General features: G+C 54.4%; 19 protein-coding genes and 1 pseudogene. 10 read left to right on the top strand and 10 right to left on the bottom strand.

Translation table 11 applies throughout. The annotated features are described in order from the left end of the window. Positions 1-101: 101 nt before the first annotated feature. A complete protein-coding gene (locus tag QJQ48_RS22760) occupies positions 102-584 on the bottom strand; it encodes an MSMEG_0572/Sll0783 family nitrogen starvation response protein (RefSeq protein ID WP_346293543.1) in 483 nt (160 codons plus the stop codon). A 516-nt stretch (positions 585-1,100) separates the two neighbouring features. On the opposite strand from QJQ48_RS22760, the gene QJQ48_RS22755 reads away from it, so the two are divergent. Further along, on the top strand, positions 1,101-2,375 hold the full coding sequence (locus QJQ48_RS22755; protein ID WP_346293542.1) for an MSMEG_0569 family flavin-dependent oxidoreductase: 1,275 nt from the start codon (positions 1,101-1,103) through the stop codon (positions 2,373-2,375). Between the two features lie 13 nt (positions 2,376-2,388). Here the strand turns inward: QJQ48_RS22755 and QJQ48_RS22750 are convergent, their stop codons facing one another. The 3 genes from QJQ48_RS22750 to QJQ48_RS22740 all read right to left on the bottom strand — a co-directional run bounded on the left by QJQ48_RS22750 (position 2,389) and on the right by QJQ48_RS22740 (position 5,406). Further along, positions 2,389-3,483 (bottom strand): hypothetical protein, encoded by a 1,095-nt coding sequence (locus QJQ48_RS22750; protein WP_346293541.1) that lies wholly within the window; start codon positions 3,481-3,483, stop codon positions 2,389-2,391. Between the two features lie 534 nt (positions 3,484-4,017). After that, a complete protein-coding gene (locus QJQ48_RS22745) occupies positions 4,018-4,491 on the bottom strand; it encodes a C6orf136 family protein (protein WP_346293540.1) in 474 nt (157 codons plus the stop codon). Positions 4,492-4,524: 33 nt separating this feature from the next. Then, positions 4,525-5,406, bottom strand: coding sequence for a tetratricopeptide repeat protein (locus tag QJQ48_RS22740; protein WP_346293539.1), 882 nt, complete (start codon positions 5,404-5,406; stop codon positions 4,525-4,527). Between the two features lie 495 nt (positions 5,407-5,901). Between QJQ48_RS22740 and QJQ48_RS22735 the strand changes: the two genes are divergently transcribed. Next, positions 5,902-7,059, top strand: coding sequence for a hypothetical protein (locus tag QJQ48_RS22735; RefSeq protein WP_346293538.1), 1,158 nt, complete (start codon positions 5,902-5,904; stop codon positions 7,057-7,059). A 14-nt stretch (positions 7,060-7,073) separates the two neighbouring features. Here the strand turns inward: QJQ48_RS22735 and QJQ48_RS22730 are convergent, their stop codons facing one another. From QJQ48_RS22730 to serA, 4 genes are read right to left on the bottom strand one after another with little or no spacing between them, the layout of a single operon-like run. Then, positions 7,074-8,273, bottom strand: a complete 1,200-nt coding sequence (locus QJQ48_RS22730) for a homocysteine biosynthesis protein (protein WP_346293537.1) — start codon at positions 8,271-8,273, stop codon at positions 7,074-7,076. 3 nt (positions 8,274-8,276) lie between these two features. Next, the gene (locus QJQ48_RS22725) at positions 8,277-8,465 is read right to left on the bottom strand and encodes a hypothetical protein (RefSeq protein WP_346293536.1); all 189 of its coding nucleotides are present in this window, start codon (positions 8,463-8,465) and stop codon (positions 8,277-8,279) included. Positions 8,466-8,468: 3 nt separating this feature from the next. Next, positions 8,469-9,359 carry a 50S ribosomal protein L11 methyltransferase gene (gene prmA, locus QJQ48_RS22720; protein ID WP_346293535.1) on the bottom strand — a complete coding sequence of 297 codons (891 nt, stop codon included), beginning with the start codon at positions 9,357-9,359 and terminating at the stop codon, positions 8,469-8,471. A gap of 54 nt (positions 9,360-9,413) precedes the next feature. Then, positions 9,414-10,994 (bottom strand): phosphoglycerate dehydrogenase, encoded by a 1,581-nt coding sequence (gene serA, locus QJQ48_RS22715; RefSeq protein WP_346293534.1) that lies wholly within the window; start codon positions 10,992-10,994, stop codon positions 9,414-9,416. Between the two features lie 222 nt (positions 10,995-11,216). Between serA and QJQ48_RS22710 the strand changes: the two genes are divergently transcribed. After that, positions 11,217-11,648, top strand: coding sequence for a hypothetical protein (locus QJQ48_RS22710; protein WP_346293533.1), 432 nt, complete (start codon positions 11,217-11,219; stop codon positions 11,646-11,648). A gap of 64 nt (positions 11,649-11,712) precedes the next feature. Here the strand turns inward: QJQ48_RS22710 and QJQ48_RS22705 are convergent, their stop codons facing one another. Both QJQ48_RS22705 and QJQ48_RS22700 read right to left on the bottom strand, forming a co-directional pair. Beyond that, complete coding sequence (locus QJQ48_RS22705; protein ID WP_346293532.1) at positions 11,713-12,846, bottom strand: geranylgeranyl reductase family protein; 1,134 nt, start codon at positions 12,844-12,846, stop codon at positions 11,713-11,715. Positions 12,847-12,964: 118 nt separating this feature from the next. Then, entirely contained in the window at positions 12,965-14,206 is a 1,242-nt protein-coding gene (locus tag QJQ48_RS22700) for a BaiN/RdsA family NAD(P)/FAD-dependent oxidoreductase (RefSeq protein ID WP_346293531.1), read from the bottom strand. Between the two features lie 191 nt (positions 14,207-14,397). On the opposite strand from QJQ48_RS22700, the gene QJQ48_RS22695 reads away from it, so the two are divergent. From QJQ48_RS22695 to QJQ48_RS22665, 7 genes and pseudogenes are all read left to right on the top strand, one after another. Continuing rightward, entirely contained in the window at positions 14,398-14,532 is a 135-nt protein-coding gene (locus QJQ48_RS22695) for a hypothetical protein (protein ID WP_346293530.1), read from the top strand. Positions 14,533-14,678: 146 nt separating this feature from the next. Continuing rightward, positions 14,679-15,761 carry an alanine dehydrogenase gene (gene ald, locus QJQ48_RS22690; RefSeq protein WP_346293529.1) on the top strand — a complete coding sequence of 361 codons (1,083 nt, stop codon included), beginning with the start codon at positions 14,679-14,681 and terminating at the stop codon, positions 15,759-15,761. 87 nt (positions 15,762-15,848) lie between these two features. Beyond that, complete coding sequence (locus QJQ48_RS22685) at positions 15,849-16,946, top strand: TIR domain-containing protein (RefSeq protein WP_346293528.1); 1,098 nt, start codon at positions 15,849-15,851, stop codon at positions 16,944-16,946. A gap of 50 nt (positions 16,947-16,996) precedes the next feature. Then, the gene (locus tag QJQ48_RS22680) at positions 16,997-17,875 is read left to right on the top strand and encodes an AAA family ATPase (RefSeq protein WP_346293527.1); all 879 of its coding nucleotides are present in this window, start codon (positions 16,997-16,999) and stop codon (positions 17,873-17,875) included. Then, complete coding sequence (locus tag QJQ48_RS22675) at positions 17,847-18,113, top strand: hypothetical protein (RefSeq protein ID WP_346293526.1); 267 nt, start codon at positions 17,847-17,849, stop codon at positions 18,111-18,113. Before QJQ48_RS22680 ends, QJQ48_RS22675 begins: the two co-directional genes overlap by 29 nt. Before the next feature lie 9 nt (positions 18,114-18,122). Then, a complete protein-coding gene (locus tag QJQ48_RS22670) occupies positions 18,123-18,572 on the top strand; it encodes an HNH endonuclease (RefSeq protein WP_346293525.1) in 450 nt (149 codons plus the stop codon). Beyond that, positions 18,569-18,907: pseudogene (locus tag QJQ48_RS22665) on the top strand (AAA family ATPase); the annotation flags it as partial. The gene QJQ48_RS22670 and the pseudogene QJQ48_RS22665, both read left to right, overlap by 4 nt.

Below are 18,907 nucleotides of genomic sequence, written 5' to 3'. Positions count from 1 at the left end.
GGCGATCGCTCACGCAGGATGGTTAAAGCTGAAAGCATACCCACCCGATGAATATTAGCCAGAGGGGCAAAGGGCCATAGCCCGTGCCCAGTCTGCAGGGGCTACATTGTCCAGGTATCAAGGATGAAAGCACCTTCCTTGCGGTGCAGCAACACCAGATCCAGCACATCTAGCGGATTGATGGGGCGAATTCCCGGAATTAGAGAAGGTTCACCATGTCCGTAAAGCGCTTGCAGGGCAAAGCGGCAGGCATAGACCTTGCCCCCCTCTTCCATCACCTTGACGAGCTGATTGTTCATGGCCTGATGACCGGGAAAAGACTCATCCCCAATCTTGGGAAAGCCGCGCTGCACGCCCAGGGTGACGCCGGGACCATAGAGCAAAACCGAAGTCTCAAAGCCTTTGCGAATCAGGCGAGTCGCCTGCAGCAGGTTCACCAAGCCAATCGAGCCTTCAAAAGCAACCGTGTGAAATGTGACTAAAGCTTTCTCACCGGGTTCTGCTTGCACGTCGGGAAAAACTTTTTCTTCGTAATCAACAAAGAAGTCACCCGCTTTGTGAGCAGGAGTTGTTACTTCAGGCATAGTGTGAATCCCTTAGAATTTGCGCTGAGCGATTAGTTAGAATCGCTTTTCAGCCACCTTAAACGCCTGATTTTGTGTTTCCCGTATTCGCTATTACAAAATGCCAACGTCTGCCTTAATGGATAGGGCCAGTAGATTTTGAAGGGCAAAAAGGGCGATCGCTCCCAGTTACCCCTGTCGAAAGTGATAGGTCATGCAGTTTGAGCGATCAGGCTGCCGCCTGAAGCTGAACCTGCAATAGGGATGATTTAAGGTCTTGCAACGGGCAATCGCGCTTGTTCTGTAAAAGTTATGGAGGTTGTGGGCGATCACGGCCAGGTATTGACTCAGTGATTTTCGTTCACCCTAGTCAAATCAATAGGTGACAAGCAACCGATGCAGGCTTGAAACGCTGCCATAGATTAGCCCCCCTATCTTTAAGCGTAGATCCAACTGATCTGTAGCTGAACATACAAGCTTTCAGCTAGACAGCTTTTATGGTGCAGGTAATATCAGCCTTGCTCCAGGAGTTTGTCTATGGCCACGCACTATTCCGTTTTAATCGTTGGGGGCGGACAGGCGGGGCTATCGATGAGCTACTGCCTGCAAGAGCGCGGCATCGATCATCTGATATTTGAAAAGCACAAGATCGCTCACTCTTGGCGCTCTAAGCGCTGGGACACCTTTTGCTTAGTCACGCCTAACTGGCAGTGCCGTTTACCGGGCTACCCCTATTCCGGTGACGATCCAGACGGCTTTATGCAGCGGGACAAGATTGTGCAATACATCGAAGACTATGCCGCCCTGTTCAATCCGCCTGTGAAAGAAGGAGTGGAAGTGTCGCGGGTGCGGCAAAACAATCTGGGTCGCTTTGAGGTGACCACTTCTATTGGTGAATTCACCGCCGATCAGGTCGTGATGGCCGTAGGCGGCTATCACACGCCCAAAATTCCTAGAGTTGCCGAGCGGCTGTCTGCAGACATTGTGCAGATTCATTCTTCTGAGTATAAAAATCCCCAGTCGCTGCCGGATAAGGCAGTCCTGGTAGTTGGCACTGGGCAATCGGGCTGTCAGATTGCCGAGGATCTGCATTTGGCGGGGAAGCAGGTGCATCTTTGTGTGGGAGGTGCGCCGCGATCGCCCCGGCGTTATCGCGGTAGAGACGTGGTGGACTGGCTCGAAGAGATGGGCTACTACGACATCCCCATCGATCGCCATCCCCAGAAAGAGCAGGCCCGTCACAAAACCAATCATTATCTGACAGGTCGCGGCGGCGGCCGAGAAATCGATCTGCGCCAGTTTGCCCTAGAAGGAATGCAGCTACACGGCAGGCTGAAAGACGTGCAAGGCCGTCAGCTTCAGTTTCAAAACGACCTGAAACAAAACCTCGATCAGGCAGATGCAGTGGCTGAGAGCATTAAACGAACTATCGATAAATTCATTGCCCAAAATCAGATTGACGCCCCCACCGAGCCGCCCTATCAGCCGGTTTGGCAGCCTGAGGAAACCGACTTGACCCTAGATTACGCCGCCGCTGACATTGGCAGCGTCATTTGGTCAGTTGGCTACGGCACTGACTTTAGTTGGATTGAGGTACCGGTGTTTGATGGCAGAGGCTATCCCAGCCATAGGCGCGGTGTGACTACGGTAAAAGGACTGTACTTTCTGGGCCTCCCCTGGCTCTACACTTGGGGTTCAGGGCGCTTCTCTGGCATTGCCAGTGATGCTCAGTATCTAGCAGACTATATGGCACCCACTCGCCCGCGATTTGAACCCTCCGCTCACGCCATTCCCTGTCTAATCGGGTCATAGCTGCAAACCTTGCTTAAATGGCTATCGGCTCAGCAGGAATTAGATACATCACTGTGGCCTCTTGGGGCTGTGGTTCTGTCGGCGCGATCGCCTGCCACTCCTGAAAACTAAGGCCAAGCTGCGCGATCGCTTTGAGTTCCATCTGATAAGCAGCAAACCGCCGATGAGTTTCAATCAGTGATTCCATCAGGTCCATAAGCTGTGGTAACCGCTCTGTTGCCTGCACCTTTTTTTGGTTACCACCGCCCGATAGCTCTTTGCGATGGATAACTGCCGGGGGCAAAGATTTGAGCCATTTATGACCTGAATCAACTCTGCGGTATCTTTGTAAGCCATAGAAATCATCTCTCAGGCGATCGAATACGGCATTTTCACTCAGGGTAGGATCCATCCATTGATAAATTTGAGTCAACCTAGAGAGGTCAATTTCTTCTTTGAGACTGGGATGTAGATAGGCCGCAGGATTTGAGGTTAGCAGAATCTCGACATACTGCTTCAGTCGAGGCTGAAGCTCAGAAGCACCCTTTTGCAGGCGGTTTAGACTCAGTTCAGGAGCTTCGAGTTCTAGGTAACAGCGGGCCTCAGAGAGATAGGCGATCGCCAGCGTTTGCCAATACTCATCAACGGCAGGACTTTGGTGCTTTAACTCGTCATCAACCAAGCCTGTATAGATATACTGCGACTCGATGAAACGCTCTAAAGCCGCGTGTAGGCTAGCTTTTCGATCTTCTGGCGCGGGCAGCAGCATCGCGTTGTTGGCTAAATCCACAGCCGCTCTAAATTTGGCATAAAAGCCCAACTCAATTTTGCGATCAATCTTTTCTAGGACAGCCTGAGTATCTTTCAAGCTTTCCTCAAGCTGGTTAAGCTTCTGCAGAATTAGCGCGAAACCTGCCACTGAAACGCCCAAATTGAGAATACTGGCAACCGCAGTTAGCTGGGATAATCCTGGAACAATTTGAGCTGAGTTTCCAGGAACTTCCCTCAGCCAGGTCACAACCTGTTTGGTGTTAGCATTCCGCACCACGCCGCCAATTCTTTCTAAACTGCCATCGGCCAGTCCTTTTGCAATCTGAGTCGGAATATCGAAGGTGGTGTTGACTATCATGGCGATGAGGTAAGAGCGAACCGCGTTATCTCAGTATTCCCACTGCCATATTTTTTTAGCGAATCTCAGCAACCAGTTTTACCCGAACAGCCTGCTCATAATCACTCTTGATAAAGCAGTGACATGGTACAGCCAAAAGAGGGCGTAACGTGGTGGAATAACCGGCCTAAAAATGTAGGCTGGGCCAACGACGGAAGACTCAACAGAAACCTTGTCGATGTTATGTTTCGCTATGCTCAACACCAACCTACAAAAGATCAAATTTTAGATATGCTACGCCAGTAGAGTGCCGTCAGCGCAGCGTGACGCACCGAGTTCAAGAGTTTCAGCCTTTCGGGAATAAGCTGAAATCAAACGCTCCTGCTGGACTGACACAGCTAAAACAGAGCATTGAGTAGGGTGCTGTATAGCCCGAAGGGCATAGCAGAAAAGCGCAGCGTAACGCACCGAATCCAAAGGTTTGAGCCTGTTGATAAATTTGCATTATTTTAGGCATGTCGCGCCACTACAGATGTTTGCTGACCCTTTTCATTCTTAGTCAACGACTTCTTCCGGCGGCTTGGTTTGAAAAAACTGCTTCAAGATAGTGCTGGGTTTGCGATCCCAGGTGTCGATATGTTCGTAGATCAGGCCACTATCTCTGAGCTTGTAGTTAGACTGACCGTTGAAAAAAATGCGCGATCGCCAAGGCAGTCGCAGCGTTCCCCGCACCGTCCAGTCCACCTGAATCAGGTGAGATGCGGCCTGTCTGACATCGTGAACGTCAAAGTGCAGGTCGGTGAAGAACAAACCGCCGTGAAACCGCAGCGTCCAAAAGATGATGCGGTAGTTAAACTTGCCCTTAAACTTGTTGACCGGATCTCGAAAGAAAATATCCTGCGTGTAGATGTCGTAGGAAAGGTCGCGCTCAAACAGGGTGGGCAGTTCGGCTTTCAGCGTTGCGATCGCCTGCTGTACCTGTTCCGGCGGGGGAACAGCAGAGCGATCGCCTGACACAGTTTCCGTCATAGTCTCTACCGCAATCCAATAGCGATCTAAAACCTACTCTCCTACTTCAGCTTCCTCTCTAGGAGCCGCCTCTTCCTCAGTTGTAGGGGCTGCAGGCGCGGTTCCCGGCGTGGGCGTCTGGCCCTGGGCTAGCTGTTGAATCTGGTCTTTGAACTGATCGGGGGCTAGAGCTGTGGCATTGTCAAACAGCGGCTTAGCCTCGTCTTCCTTTCCCTGCTCCTGTAGCACTAAAGCTTTCGCCAAGAGCGGGCGAAAATCTTGGGCGTCTTGCTCGATCGCTTTGTCATAAATGGCGATCGCCTCATCTAAGCGATCGGCCTCAGCGTAGACCTGCCCTAGCAGTAGCTGCACTGAAGTCGTATCCACCGAGCCTGCCTGTACCTGGTTAGCCTGTTCAGCCGTTTTCAGCGTGTCTTGCAGTAGACCAATTGCCGCTTGCGGGCGCTCCTGCTGAATTAATAGAGCCACCAGACCCTGCAGCGCATTCATATTGCCGGGAGATGAAGACAGCACTGCCCGGTAAGCCTGGGCTGCTCCCTCTAAGTCACCAATTCGCTGCTTAGTTTGCCCCAGCAAGACCTGATAGTCTGGAACGTCAGGATTGAGTTCAGCCAGCTTTTCTAGCGGCTCAACCACGCCCTCCACATCCTGAAGCTGAATCCGCGCTTCTACCAGACCCCGTAGCGCGGTCTGATTGTCCGGCTCTCGCTGCAAAACCAGCTCATAGCCCTTAGCACGAGTTTCAAGTTCTTCTCGCTGCGCTGCGATCGCGTCAGCAGACTGGGCAGTTGAGCTATCCGCCTGCCGCCGTCCCGTTGTGGCGCTGAAAATAGGCAGCAGTGACAGGGCCAAAAAAGCCGCTACCGCCACCACCAGGACGCTTACAATCAGCCAGCGATTTCGTTTAATAGACACAGCAGTTCTCGTTAAACTCTATTTGCCCATATTAGCGTCATCTCACCGCCCCTCAGGGAACTTCTGCGCATCAGACGAAACGCCACAACAGCCAGCTAAAACTTCACAGAGATGTTATTACCCCGCTAAAAATACCGGGTAATTCCCAAAAAGGTTCGGATTTTGCTAAAAATTCGATGGAATAGTTTAGAGATTAGCTGAAAGTTAAGGTTTAGTGGATCCTTTTTTGGGGATTTGTTTAACCTTTTGCCATGATTGAGTAGAGTGGGGTGACGCTATTGCTTAACTCTAGTGAGTTTGGATCGTTCTCATTCCTATAGTGAGAGAAGATTTGAAGATAGAGTTCTTAACTTCAAAAGTTTCTTAAACCTTAGAATTAAGCGCAGTGACCCGACTCAAAATTAGTCAGAATGCAAAGTGCGACGTTAAATCGAAGATACGTGCATTGATGGGCAACCAGCAGGTAGGTATCTACTTTCGGAGGTTCGAGGATTTATGAGTTCAGCAGCCAGTCAGTTCCCTGAGAATTCCCAGCCAGCAGAGTCTAGTGATCAGTCCTCTGAGCAGTCCTTGGCTCGGCCTAGACTAATGGGGCCGCCCAAGCGCCGTCCGGCTCCTCCTCCCACTGAGACTCCAGCAGCCAGTCAGGATGTTCAGCCAGTTGCGGAGAACTCATCGCCTACTGCTGATGGCAGCGCCGCTACTCCGTCTGCGCCGACTCAACCGACAACCCCTACTAGCTCGGCTGCGCCTGCAGACACCGAACCGCCCGCAGATACGCCCAAGCTGCCACGTCAGCAGCCAATTTCACCGCCGAGCGAACCCATGCAGTACCGGGCAATTGGTCTGGTCAGGGGCCGTTACGAACCCTCGGAAGAGCAGTTCAACCGGGGAACACTCCACACCGCTGATGGGACTGAGATTGATACCGTCCTGCTGGGCCGTGTGACTAGCCTTGTAAAAAATCATATTGAGCTGGCTGAGCCGCATCTCTGGGTGGTCTATCCCCGTACCCGTAAGCTCAACTTTAGAGATGTCAATTCTGAGGTAATCTTGCACCTGCAAATTGTGGGCGTGTGGGAACCGGAGACGCTGAAAGCTGAACCCTCAGAGGATGAGGTAGCTGAAGACGAGGCGGCTGAGAGCGAAGCAACGGTTGCCGAGGCTGAAGCCACAGCGGCTCAGACCGATGTGAAAGAGACGCCTGAAATCGAGGCGGCGTCTTCTGCCGTAGAGGAGGTCGATACCGCAGAGGCAACAACTTCTTCAGATGCAGACGAATATTTCTCAATTCGCGGCGAGGTAGTCAAATATAACGAGAAAAACGGCGAAATCCTGGTCAATATTGTTCAGGGCATCAAGCGCCCAGACAAATCTACTAAAGATTTTCGCCTAATTCTACAAGGAGAACTCTCTGGCCGAGTAACGGGCTACTTTTGGGATCTGGAAGTCAAGCGTCAGGGCAGCGACTTGGTTGTTCAGTCAGGTTCGTCAGTCGGGATTGTGCCACCCAAAAAGCGCAAAAAAGGTGAGAAAAAGAACGCTTACACCAATCGTCGCCCAGGCAGCTCAGACAGGCCGCGATCGCCTCGCAGCGCTACGCCCAAACCCCAGAAGCCCTCGCTCCGCCGCTCGCGCTCTGAGGAAGAGTAGAGTCAGCCCATGCGCTAGCTCAGATTAACCTGAGAACCCCAGCGATCTTGAGACAGGAAGCTGCGATCGCTGGGCAGCGGCGCGATCGCAGCCGTTAGCTCAAATTTGCCAGCGCTAATCCAGTCCTTCAGGATTTGAGCCACCTGACGGGCGCGATAGAGACTAGCTAGCGGCGCAGTGCGAACAGTCTGACCGTCGATGGTGAGGCGACCAGACTTAAGCTGAGCGTAGCTAACCAGGCCAAACGTGGGCCGCACCCGCCTTGGAATGGAAAAGTCCATCACCGGAGCTACCAGCTCTGAATCCTGCACCGCACAGCCTCGCGCGATCGCTTCATTCAGGATGGGAATCGGGACACCCACGCCCAGCATCAGCGAGGGGCCATAGCCTTTGAAATAGCAGCCCCGTACCCAATCTGGATCCATTTGCTTAGCATCGCCAATCAGGGCAACCGTGGCGGCGGGGCCGATGGGGGTTTGATTAGGCAGGCGCTTTTGCAGCGGAAAGTGCTGGGTGCCCTCCCAGGCGACATACCCCACCCCACCCCCTAAAAAGATGCGGGTGCCAATGCCAATCACCTGCAAATTGGGGTCGTTCAGCAAAGGGGATAAAGCCCCAGGATTAGAGTAGACAGCATTGCCTAAACGGGGCTGCAGCGGCCCTAAGTAGGTATGCAGCAGGCGATCGCCGCCGTTGACTCCGACAATAAAGTTCTGGTAGAGGTTGCGGGGATTAAACAGATAAAACTGATTGATCGTCTCACGGGTAATCGTCGTTTCTAAACTGGCGCGGGGATAGCAGTCAGTCACCTGGCCTACAGCCCTTAGCTGAACCGGCCTGCCCGCAATCAGATCGGCAATCACGTGACCGCCACCGCGCTCGCGCACGTCTTCGGCTTCTATGCCATCGCCAAGACGGCTGCTTTCGGCAATCTGCGAAGCCCCCAGGTAGAGATCCACCGCTCCAAATCCGGCATAGGCCGCGACCCCGTCTAGCTGACAGTGACGAATCTTGATCGGCGGATCGGTGTGGCCCAGATTCAACACCGCCCCGGAAGATTCCATCGGCTCAAAGGTGCCCGTCGTTACGACGTCTGCGGCTTTGGCAGCCTGAGCAATGCCTTCTGTCTGAGCTAGCTGCTTGAACTCATCAGCCGTAAATACCTGAGCTTGCCCTTGACGAATGCGATGGTTGATTTCTTCTAGGGTGCGCATAGGCTACTCTGAAGGCTGCTGCCAAAGCCGCCAGCCCAGCAGGCCCGCCATCACCAGCGTCGGCAAAAGCACTAAGATCAGGCTGCTAAAAGCGTTAGCCGGAATGTTGAGGGCAGGAGCCACGTATTTAATCAATGCCGCCAGCCCTGCCGAGGCCACCAGCACCTTCAAAATAAAGCCGAGCTTGTCCATAACTCAGGCCCGGCGAATATTCAGACAGCACCACTCCTGACGCCGCCACAGGGTCGCCACCACCCAGCCGTTGTCTTCCAAAGTATCGGCCACAATTTTGGCCTGATCGAGCAGAATGCCGCTGAGAATGCCCCAGGTGCTGGGCTTGGCGATCGCTGTCATATCCGGAATCAGATCCACAATTACCTCAGCCAGAATGTTGCATAAAATGCCGTCCACTGGCTCCGCTAGCTGCTGCTTCAGCGTCTGCAAACTGCCCTGCTGGGCTATCAGGCGATCGCCAGAGAGCTGATTTAGCGCCCGATTTTCATCGGTGGACTTAATCGCCAGCGGATCAATATCCACAGCATAGATCTGCTTAGCCCCCAGCAGTAAAGCTCCAATCGAGAGAATGCCAGAGCCGCAGCCAATATCGGCCAGCACCTTATCTTCAGCCTGTTCACCAAGCCGCATTTCCAGCGACTCTAGGCAGAGCTGAGTGGTCGGGTGAGTGCCCGTACCAAAGGCGGCCCCCGGATCGAGCCGCAGCACCACGCGATCGCCTTCGGTTGGCTCCGGCAGCCAGGCCGGGTTAATCAAAAAGCGATCGCCAATCTTCTGCGGCTGCCAGTAAGACTTCCAGCTCTTAGACCAGTCTTCCTCGTCAATGAGCTGCCACTCTAGACGCGGCAGCGGCAGTTCGGCGCAGAGAGCATCTTGCTTCATCACCAAGGCCAGCGCTGCCAGATCCAGCATTTGAAACTGCTCCTGAGGGAAATAAGCGCGCACACAGCGATGCTGTCCCCGACGCTCACTAGAGGTGCCGCGCCCGTCGTAAGTGTCAAACCGCCAATAGACCAAATCTTCCAAGGCCGGATGACACAAGACCTGAATTTCCCACCAGCTATTGACCAAAACGAAGACGCCCCAGAAGGATATATGCAGATATTGCCAGCTTAGACGGTTTAATTAAAGGCTTACTGTGTAAGCATCCCGAATTCCCGGCACCTTGGTAATCTCCGAGAGAATGCCCTCCGGCAAGGGGTCGTCAATGCTGAGCACCATCACGGCATCGCCCCGCACAATCTTGCGCCCTACCTGCATACTGGCAATATTGACATTGAAGCTGCCCAGCAGAGAGCCGATTTTGCCAATAATGCCTGGCATATCCCGGTGCAGGGTGAACAGCATGTAGGGAGTAGGCGGTACGTTGATTGGGAAATCGTCAATGTCCGTGACCCGAATCTCGCTGCCGCCTAACAGCACCCCGGTGACTGAATGTTCACCCAGCGAGCCTTTGGCAGAAAGCTGTAAAGACCCCGTGTAGTCCTGCACGTTGGCATCGCGGGTTTCTACCACGTGAATGCCCCGCTCTTTAGCCTCGATATTGGCGTTGACGTAGTTGACCCGCTCCTGCAGCGCGTGAGACAGCAAGCCCTTCAGCGCCGCCACCACTACAGGCTGGCTGTCCGTTTGGGCTAGCTCTCCCTGCAGGCGCACATTGAGCGACTCTACCCGGCCGCCAGCGAGCTGTCCGACTAGGTTACCTAGGGTTTCGGCTAGCTGCAGGTAAGGGCGCAGCTTCTCCAGCACGTCAGGCCGCAGACCGGGAATATTCACGGCGGAGCGGGCAGGCAGGCCCAGCAGCACGTCCCGAATTTGCTCAGCTACGTCAATTGCAACGTTGACCTGAGCCTCTTCGGTAGAAGCGCCAAGGTGAGGGGTAAGAATAGCAGCCATGTCAATCTCGCGCAGAGAAGACTCCCCTAATGGCTCAGCCTCGTAAACGTCTAGGGCAGCGCCGGCAATTTGCCCCGACTTGATGGCCGCTGCCAGCGCCTCTTCATCAATAATGCCGCCGCGAGCACAGTTGACGATGCGGGCAGTGGGCTTCATGGTTGCCAGGGTTTCGGCATTGATCAGATGGGTGGTTTCCGGCGTTTTGGGCAGGTGCAGGGTGATATAATCTGCTTCCCGCAGCAGCAGATCGAGATCGACTAGGCGGCAGCCAATTTGCTCAGCTCGCTCACTAGAGATAAAGGGATCGTAGGCCAGCAGCTTCATGCCCAGGGCGCGGGCTACCGTAGCGACATGGGAGCCAATCTTACCTAAACCGACAACGCCTAAAGTCTTCTTGTAAACTTCGACCCCTAAGAAACGCTTGCGATCCCAGTTGCCTCCCTTCACAGACTGATCGGCAGCAGGAATGTAGCGAGACAGCGACAGCATCATAGCTAAGGCGTGTTCAGCCGCAGCAATGGTATTGCCTTCGGGAGAGTTCACTACCACAATGCCGCGCCGGGTAGCGGCAGGCACGTCAATATTGTCAACACCGACGCCGGCCCGGCCAATAATCTTGAGCTGTTTGCCAGCTTCAATCACGTCCTGGGTAACGCGGGTACCAGAGCGCACCATCAGCGCGTCGTAGTTAGGAATAATTTTAATCAGCTCCTCTGGCGGCAGCTTGGTCTTTACATCAACCTGGGCCACCTGGGAGAGAATATCTAGTCCAGCTTGATCGATTGGGTCAGAGACGAGAACCTTAGGCATAGCTCAGCAACGGGTTTTCACAAGCTGCCATTTTACTGCAAAGCTGAGCGGCTACTGCGGGGAATTGGCAAAGAGCTTTAGGTTTTGGAGAAGAAATATAGGGCTGCTTAATGTTTTGTAATCTGGAGCCCGGTGATGAAGCTTTGGCGATCGCGATCATTCCGGTCAGGCTTCATGCTAAGACGAAAGAAGGTTTATAAGAGTGTTCCAATTTTTCTAACTATGGGCGCAAAAGCTGTTGCGATCGCCTTACCCGCTATTTTGGCTACGTGCCTAGCCACAACCGCTAAAGCCGACTACGAAACCTTTGAACTGTCCCCCAACTTCACGCCCAACCCAGTCCAGGGGCAGGGACAGTCAGGCGGCAGCGTTTGGCATGACGACTGCGGCTACATCAACACAAATGATGCGCCAGATCACATTCTGGAGCTGAGGGCAGACTTTAGCGCCCTGCGGGTCAGGGTTGAGTCCGCAGGCGATGTCACCCTGTTTATGCGGCGGCAGCGAACGGGGGAAACCAAGTGCGTAGACGACTCCAACGGCACCCTGCAGCCAGAATTTGTCGGCAACTGGCCTGCGGGGATCTATCACCTCTGGATTGGGGACTGGGACGGCGAATTTTATCCCTATGAGATTTTTATCTCGCGGGATTAGCGGGCTGTAGTCACCGGGCAGTCGGGAGCGGCTCGGCATAGCCGTAACGCCCCCTTCTCTAAACTCAAGCGCCTGAGATTAAGCCCATACTCAGCCGCCGAATTGCCCTTTGGGCCACATCGGCGTAGCTCAAGTCGCCGCAGAACAGCTTCACCATTTTCTCGGTGCTAGAAGGTCGCCTGACCCCCACCTTGTAGGCCAGCTTCGGGGCTTGGTAAAACGCCTGGGCCAGTCGCCGCGCCCAGCGCATATCGCCGCCCCACTCTTCGTTGATGATGCGGGTATAGTCAGCCAGCGCGTCAGCTTTCCCGCCAAGGGCCTGATCAATCGCCTGAGCCGCTTTGAGACCGCTAAAGATAGACGGGCGAATCCCCTCTGCTGTGAAGGGATCAACTACGCAGGCAGATTCGCCTGCCAGTACCGCGTTTTGAGTGTGCAGCGTCTGCTCACCATCCCAAATAAACAGGGGATGTCCGTGCTGCTTTACCTGGGTGGCATCGACGCCGAATCCAGCCGAATAGTCCGTTAGCGGCGGGCGCAGGTCATATTTGCGCTGGCGACCGGAGCGAAAGACACCGCCCCCAATCGAGTAGCCATCGGCTTTGGGGAAATTCCAGGCATAGCCGTTTTTCAGCAGGCCAAACTCGAAATGAACGACAGGTTCGCTAGGAACTTCTAAGCGAGGCTCAGCTTCCAGGGCAGCGCCTAAGAGATAGCGGCGGTTAGTAAAGCCTAACCACTTGGCTAAAGATCCTCTAGCGCCATCTGCCGCAATCAGGTAGCGACCTTCTACCGGAGCCTGGGGCGTATTAATCTGCCAGCGATCGCTCTTAAACTCAATCCCGGTCACTTTCGTCCCGTCCTGCAGCCGTGCCCCCTGCTTTTGGGCCTGCTGCACAATGAAGTGATCAAAGTGATCCCGCCGCACCATCCACAGCGGCTCTGAGGTATCTACCTCCATTTCCACCGGGTCATCCATCTGCCAGGTATAGCGGACTTTGCTCACCTTCACCGAAATCGCTGGCGTAAAGTCAAAGTCAAACCACTGAGCAATCTGAGGCGATACGCCACCGCCGCAGGGCTTATAGCGCGGCAGCGTCGCTCGTTCCAGCAGCAGGACAGCGCGCCCGGCCTTAGCTAAATGGTAAGCAGCGGTGCTACCTGCCGGGCCAGCGCCCACAATCACGCAGTCGTACATAGGGTTGACTCAGCCAAGAGGCGGTTAGGATTTTTGCAAGTTGATCTTACAGACTTAGTCGGTCACTGGCTACAGGAATGTTACCGGCAGACTGACCGAGAACTATGCTTTTTTACTGCTAATGGGCTGACGGCTGCGCCATTGCCTGCCCGGCCAGCCAGCTCGTGGTCCAGGCGCTTTGAAAGTTAAAGCCGCCGGTAATGCCGTCGATGTCTAGAATTTCGCCAGCAAAATAGAGGCCCGGACACAGACGACTGGCCATCGTCTTGAAATCAACCTCCTTCAGCCGCACCCCGCCGCAGGTCACAAACTCGTCTTTGAAAACCCCTTTGCCGCTGATAGCGTAGTGACCCTGAGTCAGCTCCTGCCCCAGCTTGTTGACCGCTTTTTTAGAAAATCCAGCCCAGGTGGTTTCAGGGGCCACACCCGATCGCTGGACAAGATACTGCCAGAGACGACGGGGCAGAGAAAACGGATCGTAGTTGGCGATCGCCCGTTTGGGCATTTCTGCTTTAGCCACCATCAGCTGCTGCTGTATCTGCTCTAGCTTGAGCTGGGGCAGCCAGTTAATTCGCAGTTCCGCCTGGTAATGGGCATCGTGCAAGGCTCTCGCTCCCCAAGCCGACAGCTTCAGCACAGCCGGACCGCTCAGGCCCCAATGGGTAATCAGCAGGGGGCCAGTTTGGCTCAGCGGCTTGGTTGCAGGCAGCGTCAGCTTTAGGGCGACAGGCTCAACGGTAATGCCCGCTAGCGATCGCAGTGGGGCATCAGCAATATTAAACGTGAACAGCGAAGGCACCGGCGGTTCAATCGTGTGGCCCAGAGACTGAGCAAAGCGAATGCCCTGGGGGCTGCTGCCAGTAGCCAGCAGGAGGCGATCGCAGCTAAAGGTCGTGCCTGATTTAAGCATCAGCTCAAAGGTATTTTTCTGGCGCTGTACCGCCTTCACCGCTGTTTGGGTCTTTAGCTCCACGCCTGCTTCTTGGGCCGCCTGCCACAGACAGGCCACAATTGTCTCCGAGTCATCCGTCACCGGAAACATGCGGCCATCGGCCTCGGTTTTGAGCTTGACGCCCTGCTGGGCAAACCAGGCGATCGTGTCTTGGGGCTGAAACCGGCTGAAGGCGCCCCGCAAGGCTCTACCGCCGCGCGGATAGTGCTGCACCAGCAGCGCCGGATCAAAGCAGTGGTGAGTGACATTGCAGCGCCCGCCGCCGGAAATACGCACCTTTGCCAAAGGCGATCGCCCCCCTTCAAACAGGACGACTCGCGCTTGCGGGTTTGCCCTGGCACAGGCGATCGCGCCAAAGAAGCCCGCCGCACCGCCACCAACCACCGCAATCTTTAAATATTCGCTCATTCCTTAAGATTTATTTTTCTTTGCCGTATATTATTAATAAGTATGAAGTTGCAGGCAGGGTTGATTGAACCTGTCTCCCAACTTTCATAGTGATGATTGCCGCGCTTGGGTATGCCTCATCTGAACATATTGAGGAATACCTGAGCCTTTTCCATCTTTAACACTCTGAACGACGTAACTAGGTAAAGCTCATGGCCGACAAAGCTCAAATTAAGCGTCATATTTCTATGACCACAGGCATCGATTTTAAGATTACGCCTCCGGCGAAGGGTGACGAGGCTCGTAAAAACCGCATTATGGAACACGTGAAAAAGAGCAAGGGATAGCTCTCCCTTAGCCTCTGAGAATCAATTAGACCTTCTCCTGTTTGCCACTGGTTTAGCAGACAGGAGATTTTTCATGAGGGCGATCGCTTAGCTTCAACGCCACAACCGCCGCCTAAGCTAGAAATAAAGGGACGAGGAGAATTTTTATGGAAATTGGTGTACCCAAAGAAATTAAAGATCAGGAATTTCGGGTCGGGCTAAGCCCCAATAGCGTCCACGTGCTGAACGAGCAGGGGCATACGGTGTTTGTGCAGGCAGGAGCGGGGACGGGAGCAGGCTTCAGCGATGCTGACTATGAGCAGGCCGGAGCGCAGGTCGTAGCGACAGCGGGCGAAGCCTGGAGCAAAGAAATGGTGGTAAAGGTGAAAGAGCCGCTGCCGCCGGAGTATGACCTGATTCAGAAAGAGCAGATTTTGTTTACCTATTTGCACTTAGCCGCGGCGCGATCGCTGACCGAGCGGCTCATGCAGAGCGGGGTGAATGCGATCGCCTATGAGACAGTTGAGTTCAACAATATTCGTCCTTTGCTAACCCCCATGAGCATCATTGCCGGGCGGCTCTCGGTGCAGTTTGGGGCGCGCTACCTGGAGCGGCAGCAGGGCGGGCGCGGCGTTTTGCTAGGGGGCGTGCCGGGGGTGCGTCCGGGACGAGTGGTGATTCTGGGCGGCGGCGTCGTGGGCACTGAGGCGGCTCGCATGGCAGTGGGCATGGGAGCGCGGGTGCAAATTTTTGATATCAGCCTCGATCAGCTTGCCTATTTAGAAACCCTGTTTGGCTCCCGCGTAGAGCTGATTTATAGCAGCACTCCAGAAATTCATCGGGCTGTGCCTCAAGCAGATTTGCTCATTGGAGCGGTGCTGGTGCCGGGACGGCGTCCGCCAGTTTTGGTACCGCGATCGCTAGTGGCGCAGATGCGGCCTGGCTCAGTCATTGTAGACGTGGCGGTAGATCAAGGGGGCTGCATTGAAACGCTCCATCCCACCTCACACACAGAACCGACCTACCTAGAGGAAGGCGTCCTGCACTACGGCGTCCCCAACATGCCGGGGGCAGTTCCCTGGACGGCAACTCAGGCGCTCAACAATAGCACCCTGCCCTACGTACTGAAGCTGGCGAGCTTTGGCATGGCAGCGCTGAAGAAGGACAAGTCGCTGGCAGAAGGACTAAACGTGACCCAGGGACGGCTGGTGCATCCGGCGGTGCAGCAGGTATTTCCGGACCTAGCCTAAGCGCTGATTTTTAAGAACGATAGAGATCACAGGCGTTTCCTGTTTAGCGGGCGATAATGAAGTCGCCGTTAGATCCTAATCTCGCTCATGTCCGCTGCTAGCTCGGATGCGCAGACAATTCTTTTCTTCGCCGCCAATCCTAAAGATACGGGGCGTTTACGGTTAGATCAGGAGCTGCGGGATATTGCAGAAGGGCTGCAGCGGGCCCAGAAGCGCGATCGCTTTCGGCTAGAGCAGCAGTGGGCGGTGCGTCCGCGTGACCTGCAGCGGGCCATGCTGGATATGACGCCGCAGATTGTTCACTTTTCTGGGCACGGCAGCGGTGAGGCAGGGCTGGTGTTTGAGGATGAGGTAGGTCAGGCCAAGCTGGTAGACGGTGAAGCGCTAGCAGGGTTGTTTGGGCTGTTTGCCGATCGGGTTCGCTGCGTGGTGCTCAACGGCTGCTATTCAGAAGTGCAGGCAAAAGCGATCGCCCAGCATATTCCCTACGTCATCGGCATGAGTCAGGCGATTGGGGATGAGGCGGCGATCGCCTTTGCGGTGGGTTTTTACGATGCTTTAGGTGCCGGGCGCGATGTAGAGTTTGCCTACAAGCTGGGCTGCGCGGCGATTCGGCTGGAGGGGATTGCCGAACAGCTTACACCAGTGCTGTTGCAACAGTCTGGAACAGCCCCAATGTCGCCGCCAGCAAACTCTGTGCCTCCTGCAGCCAAACCAGTCACTCCCTCTATCAGCTCTCCCATTGAAGTGTTTATCTCCTACTCCCACAAAGACGAGGAGCTGAAGGATGAACTCTATATTCACCTGTCGAATCTGACCCGGCAGGACAAGATTAAGCCCTGGCAGGACCGGGCGATCGAGGCGGGCGCCGAGTGGGATACGGAAATCAAGGCGCGGCTGGAATCGGCGGGCCTCATTTTGCTGCTGATTACGCCCCGGTTTATTGCCTCAGAATACTGCTTTGACAAGGAAATGCAGCGGGCGATGGAACGCCATGAAGAAGGCACCGCGCGGGTGATTCCAATCATTATGAAGCCCTGCGACTGGCAGGAAACCCCTTTCAGCAAGCTCCAGGTTTTGCCCAAAGATGCCAAACCCGTCACGGCCTGGAATGATCTCGATGAAGCCCTGCTGAACGTGGTACAGGGAATTCGGCGGGCGGTGGAAACTCTGACAAAAAAGTAGCGCGTTCTCTGCCCAATCCTGGCACCCAAGTAGGGGACGCAGCGCCGTCAGTGCCGTTCAAGCCGATTGATTCGCCTTTCATTATCGGCACGCCGATTTTACAGCCGCGCCACTTTTTTGGGCGGCAGCGAATCCTCAAGCGGCTATTCAACCTGCTGAAAACCCATCCCTTGCAAAATGCGGCGATTATTGGGCAGCGGCGATCGGGGAAGACTTCGCTGCTGCACTATTTGCAGCAGATTACAACAGTGCCTGCGAGTCAGCTTCGGCCCCATCAGCACAGGGACTGGCTAGCGCAGCCGGAAGCCTACCGCTGGATTTTTGTCGATTTTCAGGATGCTCGCATGGCCCAGCGGCAGCGCTTACTGCGGTATCTGCTGGAGTCGATGCAGCTACCTGTGCCAGAGCCGTGCGATTTGGATCGGTTTATGGAGCAGGTAAGCGGGCGGGTGCAGCGGCCAACGGTGATTTTGATGGATGAGATTGGGGTGGGGCTGCAGCGCTGCCCGGAGCTAGACGATGGCTTTTGGGAGAGCTTGCGGGCGTTGGCGACGAATCAAACTGACGGGAATTTGGCCTTTGTGCTAGCGACACCGGAAAGCCCAATGGATTTAGCTCGCCACACAGGACACAGCTCACCGTTTTTCAACATTTTTGGCTATACCACGACGCTGGGGCCGTTGACGGAGGGGGCAGCGCGGGAGCTGATTGCTAGTTCGCCGATTTTGTTTGCCGAAGAAGATATCGCCTGGATTTGGCAGCAGAGTGGCGGCTGGCCGATTTTGTTACAGATTCTCTGCCGTGAGCGATTGTTTAGCCTGGAGGAGGGAGATGTGAGCGATGATTGGCGGCAGGAGAGCTTAGAACAAATTCAACCTTTTGTTTATTTGCGGAGGCGCGATGACGGCCTATTTACCACCCAAGCTTGACTATTTGCCGAACAGTCTGCCGTTGGAGGGGGCTGTTCGGCTCGAATTAGTAGACGGCATTCCTATCTTTCGAGCGTCTAGCCAGGTTCAAACTCGGATTGAGGTTTTACTGGACAAACAAAAGGACGTGCCGTTGGATTCAGATGAAGAAGAAGAACTAGATACTTATGAAGAACTGGATGACTATCTTAGCCTAGTTAATCGCACGGTTCGTAATCTTTATCTGCAACAGCGCTAGAGTGTCATTTTGTCAGCAAGTCGTTATCTCAGCGAAGAGACTCGTCAGCAAGTCCGTCAGCGGGCTGAACACCTATGCGAGTATTGTCATGCTTCAGAACAGTGGCAATATGTCAGCTTCACAGTCGATCACGTGATTCCGCTTACTAAGGGCGGTTCAAACACTTTAGACAACTTGGCTCTAGCTTGTTTCCACTGTAATCGGAGAAAGTCGAACAAAGTTTCAACAATCGATGCTTTGTCCAATGTCGAAGTCGCTTTGTTCAATCCTCGTCTCGATCTTTGGCCAGAAAACTTTATCTGGTCTGTAGATAAGCTTGTAATTGTGGGTATCACTCCAATCGGACGGACTACAGTGATTGCTTTGGCATTCAATCGACCCAGAATTGTCCATATTCGCGCGGCTGACCTAGAGATTGGCCGCCATCCACCTCCGAACGATCCAATCACCACCCCATGACGCCGCCCAGCATTCCTAAAAATGCCTACACCTATGCCCCAGAGCAGCATCCCAATCTGATTTTGGGCAGCTTACAACTGCTGTTTTGGCTAGTGTTTCGGCCCTCTGCCTGGGAGAACCATATTCACCGACTTGATCCGTCGCTGGATAAAGATTTCTCGCTGCTAAAACTGTTTGCCCGGCAGCGGTGGCGGCAAGGCCAGTTCTGGCGATTCGGGCTGCAGGGGTTCATTTTATTGCCAATTCTAGCCAGTCTCATTGTAGGTCTCGTTTCGTTCAGCTTAGGCACTCCTTTAGAGGATGTGGCGGGAGGCGTGGCGGGAGGCGTGGCGTTA

This window comes from Sphaerothrix gracilis Ecp01 (assembly GCF_030405905.1).
GTDB lineage: Bacteria > Cyanobacteriota > Cyanobacteriia > Phormidesmidales > Phormidesmidaceae > Sphaerothrix > Sphaerothrix gracilis.
Note: the sequence above shows the minus strand (reverse complement) of the source record. Positions and strands in the feature narration are given on the sequence as shown.

Excerpts from the sequence above, each read along its gene's own strand:
- QJQ48_RS22755 (WP_346293542.1), top strand. The coding sequence starts at position 1,101 with ATGGCCACGCACTATTCCGTTTTAATCGTTGGGGGCGGACAGGCGGGG.
- QJQ48_RS22710 (WP_346293533.1), top strand. The coding sequence starts at position 11,217 with ATGGGCGCAAAAGCTGTTGCGATCGCCTTACCCGCTATTTTGGCTACG.
- QJQ48_RS22700 (WP_346293531.1), bottom strand. The coding sequence starts at position 14,206 with ATGAGCGAATATTTAAAGATTGCGGTGGTTGGTGGCGGTGCGGCGGGC.
- QJQ48_RS22745 (WP_346293540.1), bottom strand. The coding sequence starts at position 4,491 with ATGACGGAAACTGTGTCAGGCGATCGCTCTGCTGTTCCCCCGCCGGAA.
- QJQ48_RS22685 (WP_346293528.1), top strand. The coding sequence starts at position 15,849 with ATGTCCGCTGCTAGCTCGGATGCGCAGACAATTCTTTTCTTCGCCGCC.
- serA (WP_346293534.1), bottom strand. The coding sequence starts at position 10,994 with ATGCCTAAGGTTCTCGTCTCTGACCCAATCGATCAAGCTGGACTAGAT.
- QJQ48_RS22705 (WP_346293532.1), bottom strand. The coding sequence starts at position 12,846 with ATGTACGACTGCGTGATTGTGGGCGCTGGCCCGGCAGGTAGCACCGCT.
- ald (WP_346293529.1), top strand. The coding sequence starts at position 14,679 with ATGGAAATTGGTGTACCCAAAGAAATTAAAGATCAGGAATTTCGGGTC.
- QJQ48_RS22730 (WP_346293537.1), bottom strand. The coding sequence starts at position 8,273 with ATGCGCACCCTAGAAGAAATCAACCATCGCATTCGTCAAGGGCAAGCT.
- QJQ48_RS22760 (WP_346293543.1), bottom strand. The coding sequence starts at position 584 with ATGCCTGAAGTAACAACTCCTGCTCACAAAGCGGGTGACTTCTTTGTT.
- QJQ48_RS22735 (WP_346293538.1), top strand. The coding sequence starts at position 5,902 with ATGAGTTCAGCAGCCAGTCAGTTCCCTGAGAATTCCCAGCCAGCAGAG.
- QJQ48_RS22750 (WP_346293541.1), bottom strand. The coding sequence starts at position 3,483 with ATGATAGTCAACACCACCTTCGATATTCCGACTCAGATTGCAAAAGGA.
- QJQ48_RS22675 (WP_346293526.1), top strand. The coding sequence starts at position 17,847 with ATGACGGCCTATTTACCACCCAAGCTTGACTATTTGCCGAACAGTCTG.
- QJQ48_RS22725 (WP_346293536.1), bottom strand. The coding sequence starts at position 8,465 with ATGGACAAGCTCGGCTTTATTTTGAAGGTGCTGGTGGCCTCGGCAGGG.
- QJQ48_RS22695 (WP_346293530.1), top strand. The coding sequence starts at position 14,398 with ATGGCCGACAAAGCTCAAATTAAGCGTCATATTTCTATGACCACAGGC.